The sequence below is a fragment of the Streptomyces sp. WMMC500 genome, from assembly GCF_027497195.1.
GTDB lineage: Bacteria > Actinomycetota > Actinomycetes > Streptomycetales > Streptomycetaceae > Streptomyces.
The window spans coordinates 8,506,306-8,523,392 of the sequence record NZ_CP114905.1 but is presented as its reverse complement, the minus strand read 5'-3'; the positions used below and the strand labels follow the sequence as shown (position 1 = coordinate 8,523,392).

The window sequence follows — 17,087 nt, the reverse complement described above, 5'->3', positions numbered from 1 at the left end:
CGCACACCCCCGCCCGCCTCTGCGCCAACCGGTACCTCTCCGCGCCTCGACAAGGAGCTTGCGCTGATGAAGAACGAGCAGAAGCTTCTGGACAACCTCAAGTGGGTGACCGCGGAGCTCCGCCAGGCCCGTCGGCGCCTCAACGAGGTCGAGTCGAAGTCCACGGAGCCCATCGCCATCGTGTCGATGGCCTGCCGCTACCCGGGCGGCGTGGCCTCGCCGGAGGACCTGTGGCGGATGGTGGCCGAGGGCCGCGACGGGATCGTGGAGTTCCCGGCCGACCGCGGCTGGGCCGAGGACCTGTACGACCCGGACCCGGCGGCGAGCGGCAAGAGCTACACGCGGATGGGCGCCTTCCTGGAGGGTGCCGAGCAGTTCGACGCGGAGCTGTTCGGCATCTCGCCGCGCGAGGCGCTGGCCATGGACCCTCAGCAGCGGCTGCTGCTGGAGACGGCCTGGGAGGCGTTCGAGCGGGCGGGCCTGGACCCGGCCGGGGTGAAGGGCGACCGGACGGGCGTCTTCGCGGGGCTCAACTCCCAGGACTACCTGCTGCGCCTCTACCGCGCCACCGGCGACCTGGAGGGCTACGCGGCGACCGGCAGCGCCGGCAGCGTGGCCTCGGGCCGGGTGGCGTACGCCTTCGGTCTCGAGGGCCCGGCGGTGACGGTGGACACGGCGTGCTCGTCGTCGCTGGTCGCGCTCCACCTGGCGATCCAGGCGCTGCGCAACGGCGAGTGCGACAGCGCGCTGGCGGGCGGCGCCACCGTCATGTCCAGCCCGTCCGCCTTCACGGTCTTCTCCCGCCAGCGCGGCCTGGCCGCGGACGGCCGGTGCAAGGCGTTCGCCGACGCGGCGGACGGTACGGGCTGGGGCGAGGGCGTCGGGCTGGTGCTGCTGGAGCGGCTGTCGGACGCCCAGCGCAACGGCCACAAGGTGCTGGCGGTGCTGCGGGGTTCCGCGATCAACCAGGACGGCGCGTCGAACGGGCTCACCGCGCCCAACGGCCCGTCACAGCGCCGGGTCATCGAGCAGGCGCTCGCCAACGCCGGGCTGAGCGCGGGCCAGGTGGACGTGGTCGAGGCGCACGGCACGGGTACGACACTGGGCGACCCGATCGAGGCGCAGGCGCTGCTCGCGACGTACGGGCGCGAGCACTCGGTGGAGCGCCCGCTGTGGCTGGGCTCGGTGAAGTCGAACGTCGGGCACACACAGGCGGCGGCCGGTGTCGCGGGCGTGATCAAGATGGTCGAGGCCATGCGGCACGGGGAGTTGCCGCCCACGCTCCACGTGGACCGGCCCACCAGCCACGTGGACTTGGAGTCGGGCACCGTCTCGCTGCTGACGGAGACGCAGGACTGGCCGGAGACGGGTCAGCCGCGGCGGGCGGCGGTGTCGTCGTTCGGCATGAGCGGCACGAACGCCCACCTCATTCTGGAGGCCGCGCCGGTCGCGGCAGCGGACGAGGCGCAGGCGGGCGACGGCGCTACGGCGCCGGAGGAGGCTTCGGGCGAGGCGTCGGTGGCGGCACCGGTGCCGGTGGTGGTGTCGGCTCGTTCGGCAGCAGCGCTGGCGCAGTCGGCCGAGCGGCTGGCCGCGTACGTGGACGAGCACCCGGATGTGGAGGTCGGTGCGCTGGCCGGGCGGTTGTGGTCCGGGCGGGCGAAGATGGACCACCGCGCCGGCATCATCACCACCGACCGGAACGAGCTGCGCGAAGCGCTGACCGCACTCGCCACGGGTGCGGCGCACCCGGCGCTGGTCACAGGCCCCGGGTCGGTGGCGGCGGGGAAGACCGCGTTCGTCTTCCCCGGCCAGGGCTCGCAGTGGACCCGCATGGGCCACCAGCTCGCCACCGAAGAACCCGTCTTCGCCGCGCACTTGGCCGCGTGCCGGGACGAACTGTCCCGCTGGTGCGACTGGGATTTGCTCGACGTGCTGGCCAGCGAGGACGAGCACGCCCTCGACCCGGTCGATGTCGTCCAGCCCGCACTGTTCGCGGTCATGACCGGCATCGCGCAACTCCTGCGCCACCACGGCGTGGAACCCGACGCCGTGATCGGGCATTCGCAGGGGGAGATCGCCGCCGCCTACGTCGCCGGCGCGCTGACCCTGCCTGACGCGATCGCCGTGGTGGCCCTGCGGGCCCAGGCCATCACCCGCCTTGCGGGCACCGGCACCATGGCCTCTGTTCCGCTGCCCCAGGATGAGTTGGGCGAGCTGCCCGAGGGCGTGCATGTGGCCGCGGTCAACGGCCCCCACACCACCATCCTCGCCGGCGAAACCGAACCCCTGACCGACCTGGTCAACACCTACCAGGAGCGGGAGATCCGGGCGCGCCTGATCCCGGTCGACTACGCCTCACACACCCCCCACGTCGAAGACCTACGCCAGACGATCACCGGCGATCTGACCGAGCGGGCGTCCATCCAGCCGGTGCCGCCGGCCATCCCGTTCTACTCCACCCACACCGGCGCCCTGCTCAGGCCGGACCAACTGCTGGACGCGGAGTACTGGTTCAACAACCTCCGTCACCCCGTCCACTTCCACACCACGCTGGAACAGCTCCTCGACGACGGCCACCACACCCTCATCGAAACCAGCCCCCACCCGGTCATGACCGCCGCCCTGGCGGACACCTTTGAGCAGCGCGCCACCGCGGCCCACCACCACGCCACCCTCCTCCGCAACAACGGCACCAAAACCCGCTTCCTCACCGCACTCACCACCCTCCACACCCACCACCACCCCATCGACCTCACCCCCCACCTCCCCGCCACCGACCGCTCCGACGACCACCTGCACGAACTGCCCACCTACCCCTTCCAGCACCAGCCCTACTGGCTGGACGCCCCATCCCAGCTCACCAGCGCGACCGACCTCGGTCTGAGCAGCACTACCCACCCCCTCCTCAGCGCCGCCGTCCAACTCGCCGACACCACCGGCGCGGACGAGACCAGTGCCAGCACAATGGTGTTCACCGGCCGCCTCGGCTTGTCCACACACCCCTGGCTCGCCGACCACGCCGTCGCCGGCTCGGTCCTGCTGCCCGGCACCGCCCTAGTCGACCTCGCCCTGCACACCGGCGACCACACCGGCGCCACCCACCTCGAAGAACTCACCCTCCAGACCCCACTCGTGCTGGAGGAGACGGGTGCCCGCGATCTCCAGGTGACCACCACGCCGCTCGCCGACGGCCGCGACGGCTGGGAGGTTGCGATCCACTCCCGTCCCCACGCGGACGACGAGGCCGAGCCCGCCTCGTGGACGTGCCACGCCACCGGCGTCCTCACCGCCGAACCGGCGGACGCGGCGCAGCCGCTGGCCCAGTGGCCGCCGGCGGGCACGCAGGCGCTCGACGTGACCGAGTTGTACCCGCGGATGGCGGCGGCCGGCTACGGGTACGGGCCCGCATTCCGCGGAGTCACGGCCGCGTGGGCCCAGCCGGACGGCACCCTCCACGCCGAGATCGCCCTCCCCGGAGACGCGGAGGCCGACGGGCACACCATCCACCCCGCCCTGCTCGACGCCGCCCTCCACCCCCTTGCCCTCCGCGCCCTCAACAACGGCGACGCCGCGACGGACGAAGCACGGGAGCTGCGGCTGCCGTTCGCGTGGAGCGGTGTGTCCGTCCACGCCACCGGCGCCACCCGGCTCCGCGCCACCCTTGTGCCCACCGGCGAGCACGGCCACGACCTCACCCTCCACGCCTGGGACCCCACCGGCGCCCCCGTCGCCACCATCGCCGCCCTCAACACCCGGCCCGTCGACCCCGCCGCTCTCACCGCCGGGGGCTCCAACGAGGGCGCCGCCACCCGCAACAGCCTCTTCCAGCTCACCTGGACCCCGACCCGGGCTCAGCAGGACGACTCCGACCGGATCGATCCCGGTCAGGTGGATCTCTACGTCGCCCCCCGGGCCGCCGAGGACACCCCGGCCGCGGCCCACGCCGCGACCGAAGCGCTGCTCACCCACCTCCAGAGCTGGCTGGCCGACAACGACGAGACCGACCGCCGCCTCGTCGTCCTCACCCACCGCGCCGTCGCCACCGGCCCGGCGGAGGACGTCAATCTGGCCCATGCGCCGCTGTGGGGCATGGTCCGCACCGCCCAGAACGAACAGCCCGACCGCATCCACCTCATCGACACCGACACCGCCGTGGACGCCGCGGCGCAGGTCACCGACGTACCCCACCTCGCCGACGCCCTCGCCACCGGCGAGCCGCAACTCGCCCTCCGCCACGGCCAGCTCCTCTGCGCGCGCCTGGTGCGCTCCTCCGGCGTCAGCGGTGCGCTCGCGATGCCGGAGAGCACCTGGAAGCTGGCCACCGAGGGCGACGGCACGCTGGAGGCGGTCACCTGTCGGCCGATGCCGGAGTGGGACGCGCCGCTGGCCGGCGGCCAGGTCCGCGTACAACTGCACGCGATCGGCCTCAACTTCCGCGACACACTCATCGCCCTGGGTATGTACCCCGGCGACGCGCCCCTCGGCAGCGAGGGCGCCGGCGTCGTCACCGGCGTCGCCGACGACGTCACCGACTTCGCCGTGGGCGACCGGGTGATGGGTGTCATGATCGATGGAGCGGGCTCCCACGCCGTCACCGACCACCGCCTCCTCGCCACCGTCCCCGAGCAGTGGGGCTTCACCCAGGCGGCGGGGATTCCGGTGGCCTTCCTGACCGCGTACTACGCGCTCAAGGACCTGGGCCGACTGCAATCCGGCGAGTCCCTGCTGCTGCACGCCGCCACCGGCGGCGTCGGCTCCGCCGCACTCCAGCTCGCCCGCCACTGGGGCGCCGACGTCTACGCGACGGCCAGCCCCGGCAAGCACCACCTGCTGTACGCCCAGGGCCTGGACGAACACCACATCGCGTCCAGCCGCTCACTCGACTTCGAGGAACACTTCCGCACCCACGGCCCCGACCAGGGCGTCGACGTCGTCCTCAACGCCCTCGCCCACGAATACACCGACGCGTCGCTACGCCTCGTGCGCCCCGGCGGCCGGTTCATCGAAATGGGCAAGACGGACATCCGCGACCCGCAGACCGTCCGGGCAGAGCACGAGGCGGACTACCGCAACTTCGACCTCATCGAAGCCGGCCCTGACCGCATCGGCGAGATCCTCGCCCACCTGGCGGAACTGTTCGCCAGTGGCCACCTGACGCCGCTGCCGACCACCTCCTTCGACATCCGGCACACGCCGCAGGCCCTCCGCCACCTCAGCCAGGCCCGGCACACGGGCAAGCTGATCCTCACGCTCCCCCGGCCGCTCGACCCGGACGGCACCGTGCTCCTCACCGGCGGCACCGGCGTCCTCGCCGGACTCACCGCACGCCATCTGATCACCGAGCACGGCGTACGCCACCTCCTGCTGGCCTCCCGCAGCGGCCCCGACCACCCCGACGCCGGCGCTCTCCGCGACGAACTCACCGCACTCGGCGCCCACATCACCCTCACCGCCCGCGACGTCACCGACCCCGACCAGGTCACCGCCCTGATCGAGAGCATCGAGGACGAGCACCCGCTCACCGCCGTGATCCACACGGCGGGCGCGCTGAACGACACCGTTCTGTCCAAGCTCACCCCGGAGACCCTGCACCCGGTCCTGGCGCCGAAGGTCGACGCCGCGTACCACCTGCACGAGGCGACCCGGCACCTGGACCTGGCGCACTTCGTCGTCTACTCGTCCGCCGCCGGCACCCTCGGCAACCCCGGACAGGCCAACTACGCCGCCGCCAACACCTACTTGGACGCCCTCGCCCACCACCGCACCCGCCAGGGACTCCCCACCACCAGCCTCGCCTGGGGCTACTGGAAGCAAGCAACCGGCCTCACCGCCCACCTGGACGACAACGAGGTCCGCAACGTCACCCACGGCACGACCCCGCTTGAAGCGGACCACGCCTTCCGCCTGTTCGACACGGCCCTCGCCGGCCCCGAGGCGTACCAGCTCTGCCTCCCCCTCAACCCCGCCGCGCTGCGCACGGCACCCCGTCTCCCCGCCCTGCTGCGCGACGTCGTCCCCCGGCCGGCCCGGCGCGTCGCCGCCACCTCGGCCGCGGCCGACGGCAACGCGCTCGCGGAGCAGCTCGCCGCGCTCCCCGAGGCCGAGCAGGAGCGCCGCCTGCTGGACCTCGTGTGCAGCAATGTCGCCGCGGTCCTCGGTCACGGCACCGCCGACGCCATCGACGCACAGCGCCCGTTCAAGGAGCTGGGCTTCGACTCGCTGACCGCCGTCGAACTCCGCAACCGCCTCACGAACGCGACCTCGCTGCGCCTCCCCGCGACCCTGATCTTCGACCACCCCACCCCCCACGCGCTGACCCGCCACCTCCTCGGCCAGTTCCTCGACACCGGGTCCCTCACCTCGCGGGCCCCGAGCCGCGTCGGCACCACCGCCACGACCGACGACCCGATCGCGATCGTCTCGATGGCCTGCCGCTACCCCGGGGGCGTACGCGACTCGCGGGCGCTCTGGGACCTCGTCAGCACCGGTCGCGACGCCATCGGCGACCTCCCGGCCAACCGCGGCTGGGACCTGGAGAACCTGTACGACCCGGACCCCGACGCGACGGGCAAGGTCTACACCCGCCACGGGGCGTTCCTGCACGACGCCGACCTGTTCGACGCGGACTTCTTCCACATGAACCCGCGGGAGGCCCTGGCCACGGACCCCCAGCAGCGGCTGCTGCTGGAGACGGCCTGGGAGGCGTTCGAGCAGGCGGGCATCGACCCCGCCGTCCTCCGCGGCAGCAGCACGGGTGTGTTCGCGGGCGTGATCTCCCAGGACTACCTGCTCCGGCTGCACCAGAACCCGGAGGGGCTGGAGGGCTACATCGCCACGGGCAGCTCCGGCAGCGTGGCGTCCGGCAGGATCGCGTACACCTTCGGGCTGGAAGGCCCGGCCATGACGGTGGACACGGCGTGCTCGTCGTCCCTCGTCGCCCTGCACCTGGCCATGCATGCGCTGCGCAACGGCGAGTGCGACCTGGCCCTGGCCGGCGGCGCGACCGTCATGGCCACCCCCGGCACCTTCCAGGTCTTCTCGCGGCAGCGCGGTCTCGCCGCCGACGGCCGCTGCAAGCCCTTCGCCGACGCCGCCGACGGCACCGGCTGGGGCGAAGGCGCTGGCCTCATCCTGCTCGAACGCCTCTCGGACGCCGAGCGCAACGGGCACACGGTGCTGGCCGTTCTGCGGGGTTCCGCGATCAACCAGGACGGCGCGTCGAACGGGCTCACCGCGCCCAACGGCCCTTCGCAGCAGCGCGTCATCGAGCAGGCGTTGGCCAATTCGGGGCTGGCCGCGGAACAGATCGACGTGGTGGAAGCGCACGGTACGGGTACGACGCTGGGCGACCCGATCGAGGCGCAGGCACTGCTCGCGACGTACGGCCAGGCGCACACCGAAGAGCGCCCGCTGTGGCTGGGCTCGATCAAGTCCAACATCGGGCACACGCAGGCCGCGGCCGGTGTCGCCGGCGTGATCAAGATGGTCGAGGCGCTGCGCCACGGCCTGCTTCCGCAGACGCTGAACGTGGATGAACCCTCGACTCACGTGGAGTGGGACACCGGCCACGTCGCCTTGCTGACGGAGACGCGGGCCTGGCCGGAGACGGGTCAGCCGCGGCGGGCGGCGGTGTCGTCGTTCGGGATGAGCGGCACGAACGCCCACCTGATCCTTGAGGCCGCTCCGGTCGCGGCACCGGGTGCGGAGTCTGACGAGGCCGTGCCGGGTTCCGGCGGTGCGGTGCCGGTGGTGGTGTCGGCTCGTTCGGCAGCAGTGCTGGCGCGGTCGGCCGAGCGGCTCGCCGCGTACGTGGACGAGCACCCGGATGTCGAGGTCGGTGCGCTGGCAGGCCGGTTGTGGTCCGGGCGGGCGAAGATGGACCACCGCGCCGGCATCATCACCACCGACCGGAACGAGCTGCGCGAAGCGCTGACCGCACTCGCCACGGGTGCGGCGCACCCGGCGCTGGTCACAGGCCCCGGGTCGGTGGCGGCGGGGAAGACCGCGTTCGTCTTCCCCGGCCAGGGCTCCCAGTGGACCCGCATGGGCCACCAGCTCGCCACCGAACAACCCGTCTTCGCCGCCCACCTGGCCGCCTGCCGGGACGAACTTTCCCGCTGGTGCGACTGGGATTTGCTCGATGTGCTGGCCAGCGAGGACGAGCACGCCCTCGACCCGGTCGATGTCGTCCAGCCCGCGCTGTTCGCGGTCATGACCGGCATCGCGCAACTCCTGCGCCACCACGGCGTGGAACCCGACGCCGTGATCGGGCATTCGCAGGGGGAGATCGCCGCCGCCTACGTCGCCGGCGCGCTGACCCTGCCTGACGCGATCGCCGTGGTGGCCCTGCGGGCCCAGGCCATCACCCGCCTTGCGGGCACCGGCACCATGGCCTCTGTTCCGCTGCCCCAGGATGAGTTGGGCGAGCTGCCCGAGGGCGTGCATGTGGCCGCGGTCAACGGCCCCCACACCACCATCCTCGCCGGCGAAACCGAACCCCTGACCGACCTGGTCAACACCTACCAGGAGCGGGACGTTCGGGCACGTCTGATCCCGGTGGACTACGCCTCACACACCCCGCACGTCGAAGACCTGCGCGACGCGATCATCGGCGACCTCAGCGAACGCGCCGGCATCCAGCCGCTCGCACCTTCCGTCCCCTTCTACTCCACCCACACCGCCGCTCTGCTCATGCCGGACCAACTGCTGGACGCGGAGTACTGGTTCAACAACCTCCGTCACCCGGTCCGCTTCCACACCACGCTGGAACAGCTCCTCGACGACGGCCACCACACCCTCATCGAAACCAGCCCTCACCCGGTCATGACGGCGGCCCTGGCGGACACCTTCGAACAGCGGGCCACCGCGGCCCACCACCACGCCACCCTCCTCCGCAACAACGGCACCAAAACCCGCTTCCTCACCGCACTCACCACCCTCCACACCCACCACCACCCCATCGACCTCACCCCCCACCTCCCCGCCACCGACCGATCCAGCGACCACCTGCACGAACTGCCCACCTACCCCTTCCAGCACCAGCCCTACTGGCTGGACGCCCCATCCCAGCTCACCAGCGCGACCGACCTCGGCCAGATCAGCAGCGCCCACGCGCTCCTCAGCGCGGCCGTCCAGCTCGCTGACGGCAACGAGGACTCGGGCACCGGTGCGCAAGGCTCGTACGCCACCACCGTGTTCACCGGCCGGGTCAGCCTGAACACCCACCCCTGGCTCGCGGACCACGCCGTCGCCGGGACCGTGCTCCTCCCCGGCACCGCCCTAGTCGACCTCGCCCTGCACACCGGCGACCACACGGGCGCCACCCACCTCGAAGAGCTGACTCTCCAGGCGCCCTTGATCCTGGACGAAGCCACCACCCGCGACCTGCAGGTCACCACGAGCCCCGAGGCAGGAGCCACGGACGGCGGCACCGGCCGGTGGCAGGTCACCATCCACTCCCGGACGCACACCGACGACGCCGAACCCGAGCCCTGGACCTGCCACGCCACCGGCATCCTCACCACCGAACCGGCGGACGCGGCCCAGCCGCTCACCCAGTGGCCGCCCGCCGACGCACAGCAGCTCGACATCGCGGACCTCTACGTCCGGATGGCGGCGGCCGGCTACGAGTACGGGCCCGTCTTCCAGGGCGTCACCGCCGCCTGGTCACACCCCGACGGCTCCGTCCACGCCGAGGTCAGCCTCGCCGAAGACGCCGATACCGCCGGCCACACCCTCCACCCCGCCCTGCTCGACGCCACCCTTCACCCGCTCGTCACCCGCGGCCTCGACGCGGCCGGTGACGACACGCGGGAGCTGCGGCTGCCGTTCGCGTGGAGCGGCGTGTCCGTCCACGCCACCGGCGCCACCCGGCTCCGCGCCACCCTTGTGCCCACCGGCGAGCACGGCCACGACCTCACCCTCCACGCCTGGGACCCCACCGGCGCCCCCGTCGCCACCATCGCCGCCCTCAACACCCGGCCCGTCGACGCCACCGCGCTGACCAGTAGCTCCCACACAGGTGCCGCGACTCGCAACAGCCTGTTCCACCTCGCGTGGAACACCACTCCGGCCGAGCAGGCGGAGCAGGTGGATCTCGACCAGATAGACGTGTACACCGCCGTCCCCGCCGCCGAGGACACCCCCGCCGCGGCCCACGCCGCGACCGAAGCCCTGCTCACCCACGTACAGAACTGGCTGGCCGACAACGACGAGACCGACCGACGCCTCGTCGTCCTCACCCACCGCGCCGTCGCCATCGATCCGAGCGAGGACATCCACCTCGCCCAAGCGCCGCTGTGGGGCCTGGTCCGCACCGCCCAGAACGAACAGCCCGACCGCATCCACCTCATCGACACCGACACCGCCGTGGACGCCGCGGCGCAGGTCACCGACGACGTACCCCACCTCGCCGACGCCCTCGCCACCGGCGAGCCGCAACTCGCCCTCCGCAACGACAAGATCCTCATCCCGCGCCTGACGCGGTCCACCGCCACTGACGCGGAACCCCGTCCCCTCGACCCCGAGGGCACCGTCCTGATCACCGGCGGGACCGGCGGCCTGGCAAGCCTGACGGCCCGCCACCTGATCACCGAGCACGGCGTACGCCACCTCGTTCTTGCCTCCCGCAGCGGGCCCGACCACCCCAACGCCGGCGCCCTCCGCGACGAACTCACCGAACTCGGCGCCCACGTCACCCTCACCGCCTGCGACGTCACCGACGCCGACGCCGTATACGCCCTCATCGCGGCCATCGACAAGCAGCACCCGCTGACCGCCGTGATCCACACCGCGGGGACCCTCAACGACGCCACCCTCACCCAGCTCACCCCGGAGACCCTGCACCCGGTCCTGGCGCCGAAGGTCGACGCCGCGTACCACTTGCACGAGGCGACCCGGCACCTGGACCTGGCGCACTTCGTCCTCTACTCCTCCGCCGCCGGAACCCTCGGCAACCCCGGACAGGCCAACTACGCCGCCGCCAACACGTACGCGGACGCCCTCGCCCACCACCGCACCCGGCAGGGACTCCCCACCACCAGCCTCGCCTGGGGTTACTGGGCACAGACCACCGGCCTGACCAGCCATCTCAGCACCAGCGAGGTCCGCAACGTCACCCACGGCACCACCCCCCTCAGCACCGAGCACGCCCTCCACCTCCTCGACACCGCCCTCACCACCCGTCAGCCCCACCACCTCTGCATCCCGGTCACGCCGTCCGCCCTCCGTAGCCCGGACCGGCTCCCCGCCCTCTTCCGCGGCCTTGCCTCCGGGCCGACCCGCCGACGCGCCGCCTCCTCGGCCGCGACCGACGGCAACGCGTTCGCGGAACGGCTCGCGGCGCTGTCGGAGCCGGAGCAACGGCACAAGACCGTCCTCGACGTCGTACGCAACAACATCGCCGCCGTCCTCGGCCACGGCACCGCAGAAACCATCGACCCCCACCGCCCCTTCAAAGAACTCGGCTTCGACTCCCTCACCGCCGTCCAACTCCGCAACCAACTCACCACCACCACCGCACTACGCCTCCCCGCAACCCTGATCTTCGACCACCCCACACCCGACGCGCTCACCCGCCACCTCCTCGGCCGGCTCCTCGACACGGCACCCGGCGGCACCCGCACCCTCACCGCCCGCACCGTCACCGACGACGACCCCATCGCGATCGTCTCGACGGCCTGCCGCTACCCCGGCGAGGTCCGCTCCGCGGAGGACCTGTGGCGGCTGGTCGCCGAGGGCACGGACGCGGTTTCGGAGTTCCCGGTCAATCGCGGCTGGGATCTCGACAACCTCTACGACCCGAATCCCGACGCGACGGGCAAGACGTACACGCGCCACGGCGCCTTCCTGCACGACGCGGAGAAGTTCGACGCCGACTTCTTCCACATGAACCCCCGCGAGGCCCTGGCCACCGACCCCCAGCAGCGCCTGCTGCTGGAAACCGCCTGGGAAGCCTTCGAGCAGGCCGGCATCGACCCGACCAGCCTGCGGGACAGCAACACCGGCGTCTTCACCGGCGTCATCTACGCCGACTACGGCCCGCGCCTGATGCACCGGACCCCGGAGGGCTTCGAGGGCTACCTCGGCAACGGCAGTGCCGCGAGCGTGGCGTCCGGCCGCGTGGCGTACACCTTCGGCCTCGAAGGCCCGGCCATGACCGTCGACACCGCCTGCTCGTCCTCCCTCGTGGGCATGCACCTCGCCGCGCAGGCGCTGCGCAACGGCGAGTGCGACCTCGCCCTGGCCGGCGGCGTCACCGTGATGTCCACGCCCTCCGCGTTCTTGGAGTTCTCCCGACAGCGCGGCCTCGCCGCCGACGGCCGGTGCAAGCCCTTCGCCGACGCCGCCGACGGTACGGGCTGGGGCGAGGGCGCCGGTCTCGTACTCCTGGAACGCCTCTCCGACGCGCAGCGCAACGGACACCAAGTACTCGCCCTCCTGCGCGGATCGGCCATCAACCAGGACGGTGCCTCCAACGGCCTCACCGCGCCGAACGGCCCGTCGCAGCAGCGGGTCATCGAGCAGGCCCTGGTCAACGCCGGGCTGAGCGCGGGACAGGTGGACGCGGTGGAGGCGCACGGTACGGGTACGACCCTGGGCGATCCGATCGAGGCGCAGGCGCTGCTCGCGACGTACGGCCAGGCGCACACCGAAGAGCGTCCGCTGTGGCTGGGCTCGATCAAGTCCAACATCGGGCACACGCAGGCCGCGGCCGGTGTCGCCGGTGTGATCAAGATGATCGAGGCTCTCCGCCACGGCCACCTTCCCCGGACCCTCCACGTGAACGAGCCCTCCAGCCACGTTGACTGGGACACGGGCCACGTATCACTGCTCACCGAGGCGCGGCCGTGGCCGGAGACGGGTGAGCCGCGGCGTGCGGGGGTCTCGTCGTTCGGGATCAGCGGCACCAACGCGCACGTGATTCTGGAAGCCGCCCCGGAGCAGCCTGCCGACGCCGACGTGACGACCGAGCCGGCACCGGTGCCGGTGGTGATCTCCGCCCGTTCGGCTGCCGCCCTCGGGGAGGTCGCGAGCCGGCTCGCGGCGTACGTGGACGAGCACCCCGAGGTCGAGGTCGGCGCGCTGGCCGGGCGGTTGTGGTCCGGGCGAGCGAAGCTCGAACACCGCGCCGGCATCGTCACCGCCGACCGCACCGAACTCCAGCAAGCGCTGACCGCGCTGGCCTCCGGTGCCGCCCACTCCGCACTGGTCACCGGTCCGGGTCCGGCCGAGGGCGGTGGGCTGGCGGTGATGTTCTCCGGGCAGGGCAGCCAGCGCCCCGGCATGGGCCGCGAGTTGTACGAGACCTTCCCGGTCTACGCCGAAGCCCTGGACGAGGTCTGCACCGCACTCGACCACCACCTGGCCACCGACATCCCGCTACGCGAAGTGATGTTCGCCGAGCCCGGCACCGACCACGCTGCTCTCCTGGAGACCACCCTCTACACCCAGCCCGCCCTGTTCGCCCACCACGTGGCCGGCTACCGCCTCCTGCAGACCGCGGGCATCCAGCCCACCGCCCTCATCGGCCACTCCATCGGCGAACTCTCCGCCGCCCACCTCACCGGCACCCTCCCCCTCACCCTCGCCGCGGACATGGTCGCCACCCGCGCCAAGCTGCTCCACACCCTCCCCGAGGGCACCGGCATGCTCGCCGTACAGTCCGCACCCGAACCGCTGAGCCAGTACCTGGACCGCCACGCGCGGGTGCAGATCGCCGCGTACAACTCCGAGGTCTCCACCGCACTCGCCGGGCCCCTCGACGCCCTCGAAGAGCTGGGCCGGGAACTGACCGAAGCGGGTATCCGCACCAAGGCACTCAAGGTCGCCCACGCCTTCCACACCGCCCACACCGAACCCATCCTCGCCGCCTTCACCGACCACCTGACGGACCTCTTCGCCCGCCACACCCTCGGCGACGCCGACATCCCCGTCATCTCCAACACCACCGGCCAACCCGCCACCACCGACCAGCACCACGAGCCCGCCTACTGGGCCCAGCACATCCGCCAGCCCGTCCACTTCCACCACGGCATCACCCACCTCACCCAAAACGAGAACATCACCCTCTTCACCGAACTCGCACCCCGCCCCACCCTCACCCCCCACCTGCCGTCCAGCACGAAGCCAACCCCCCACTTGCCCACCGAGACCCTGACCCACCTCGCCACCCTGGTCAGCCTCCACAGCCACCACCACCCCACCAACCTCACCCCCCACCTCCCCGAGACCCCCGGCAACCTCCCGACACTGCCCACCTACCCGTTCCAGAGCCGGCCCTACTGGCTCGACCTCCCCGCTCAGGTCAGCAGCGCCACCGACCTCGGCCAGGCGTCCGCCACGCACCCGCTGCTGCACGCCGCGGTACAACTCGCCGACGGCACCGACGAGAACGGCTCGACCACGGTGTTCACGGGCCGGGTCAGCCGGAACTCCCACCCCTGGCTTGCCGACCACGCGGTCGCGGGTACGGTCCTGCTGCCCGGCACCGCCCTCGTGGACCTCGCCCTGCACACCGGCGACCACACCGGCGCCACCCACCTCGAAGAACTCACCCTCCAAGCGCCCTTGATCCTGGACGAAGCCACCACCCGCGACCTCCAGGTCACCACAAGTCCCGAGGTTGGGACCACGGACGGCGGCACCGGCCGGTGGCAGGTCACCATCCACTCCCGGACGCACACCGACGACTCCGAACCCGAGCCCTGGACCTGCCACGCCACCGGCATCCTCACCACCGAACCGGCAGATCCGGCCGCACCGCTGACCCAGTGGCCGCCCGCCGGGGCTGAGCCCGTCGACGTCACCGACCTCTACCCCCGCCTCCTCGCAGCCGGCTACGACTACGGACCCGCCTTCCAAGGCGTCACCGCCGCCTGGCGCGGAACAAACGGCACCCTCCACGCAGAGATCACCCTGCCCGAGGACGCAGACACCACCGGCCACACCCTCCACCCCGCACTCCTCGACGCCGCCCTCCACCCCCTCGCCACCCGGACGCTCTCCGGCGGCGGCGCGAGCGGCAAGACGGAGGAGCTGCGGCTGCCGTTCGCGTGGACCGGCGTGTCCGTCCACGCCACCGGCGCCACCGAGCTACGCGCCACCCTCGCCGTCACCGGCGAGCACGGCCACGACCTGGCCCTCCACACCTGGGACCCGACCGGTGCTCCGGTGGCCACGATCACCGCCCTCACCACCCGGCCCGTCGACGCCACCGTGCTCACCGGCGCCGCCCATGCGGGCGCCGCGACGCGCAACAGCCTGTTCCACCTCGCCTGGCGCTCCGCCGCCCCCACGCGGGATCACGATCAGACGGACCTCGACCAGATCGACGTGTACGTGGCGGCCCCGGCCGAGGACGACTCCCCCGCCGCGGCCCACGCGACGACGGAAGCCCTGCTCACCCACCTCCAGAGCTGGCTGGCCGACAACGAGCAGAGCGACCGACGCCTCGTCGTCCTCACGCACCGCGCCGTCGCCACCGACGCGACCGGGGGCATCCACCTCGCCCACGCGCCGCTGTGGGGCTTGGTCCGCACCGCCCAGAACGAGAACCCCGACCGCATCCACCTCATCGACAGCGACACCGACACAGCGGACATCAAGCCCGACCCGGCGGACGTCCCGCACCTCGCCGAAGCTCTCGCCACCGGCGAACCCCAACTCGCCCTCCGCGACGATCAGCTACTCGCCCCGCGCCTGACCCGCTCCACCGACGACGCCGCGACAGAACCCCGTCCTCTCGACGCCGAGGGCACCGTCCTGATCACCGGCGGCACCGGCGGCCTGGCAAGCCTGACCGCCCGCCACCTGATCACGGAGCACGGCGTACGCCACCTGCTGCTGGCCTCCCGCAGCGGCCCCGACCACGCCAACGCCACCGCGCTACGGGATGAACTCACCGGACTCGGCGCCCAGGTCACCATCGCGGCCTGCGACGTCACCGACGCCGACGCCGTACGAGCGCTCATCGACTCCGTGGCCGTGGACCACCCGCTCACCGCCGTGATCCACACCGCAGGGACCCTGAACGACACCGTCCTGTCCAAGCTCACCCCGGAGACCCTGCACCCGGTCCTGGCACCGAAGGTCGACGCCGCCCACCACCTCCACCAGGCGACCCGGCACCTCGACCTCGCCCACTTCGTGCTCTTCTCCTCCGCGGCCGGCACCCTCGGCAACCCCGGACAGGCCAACTACGCCGCCGCCAACACCTACCTCGACGCCCTCGCCCACCACCGCACCCGGCAGGGACTCCCCACCACCAGCCTCGCCTGGGGCTACTGGGAGCAGACCACCGGCCTCACCGGCCACCTCACCACCACCGACATCCGCACCCTCACCCACGGCACCACCCCCCTCAGCACCGAGCACGCCCTCCGCCTCCTCGACACCGCCCTCACCACCCCCCAACCCCACCACCTCTGCGTCCCGCTCAACCCGAGCACCCTGCGCACCACACCCCACCTCCCCCCACTCCTCCGCGACCTCGCACCGGCCCCCCGCCGCACCGCCGCGCGGGCGCACGGGGCGCAGCCGTCGGGGGCCGACCTGGCCGCCCGGCTGCGGGCGCTGCCGTCGGAGGGGCGGCAGAAGCTGCTGCTCGACGTCGTGTGCAGCGCCGTCGCCGCGGTCCTGGGGCACGGCGGCGCGGACGCGATCGATCCGTACCGCCCGTTCAACGAGCTGGGCTTCGACTCCCTCACCGCCGTCCAGCTCCGCAACCGCCTCAGCGACGCCACCGCGCTCCGCCTGACCTCCACACTGATCTTCGACTACCCCACGCCGAACGATCTGGCCCGGTACGTCGGCGAGAGCATCGGTGTCGACGAGGCGAGCGCCGAGACCTCCTTCCTGGCGGAGATCGACAAGCTCGAACTGACGCTGATCGAGCGTTCCGCGGAGGACGCCGGGCGGGTGAAGGTGACACGCCGGCTCCAGGCCCTCCTCACCCGCCTCAACGAGACCGCACGCACGGCGCCGGACGACGAGGACATCGAGACGAAGCTCCGGTCCGCGTCCAACGACGAACTCTTCGACCTGCTCGACAGCGATCTCGACCTTTCCTGACCCCGGCGGCGCCC

General features: G+C 72.3%; 1 protein-coding gene. It reads left to right on the top strand.

The genetic code is table 11. The features are described 5' to 3' along the window. Positions 1-66: 66 nt before the first annotated feature. The gene (locus O7599_RS36555; protein ID WP_281619905.1) at positions 67-17,073 is read left to right on the top strand and encodes a type I polyketide synthase; all 17,007 of its coding nucleotides are present in this window, start codon (positions 67-69) and stop codon (positions 17,071-17,073) included. Positions 17,074-17,087: the final 14 nt, after the last annotated feature.

Excerpts from the sequence above, each read along its gene's own strand:
- O7599_RS36555 (WP_281619905.1), top strand. The coding sequence starts at position 67 with ATGAAGAACGAGCAGAAGCTTCTGGACAACCTCAAGTGGGTGACCGCG.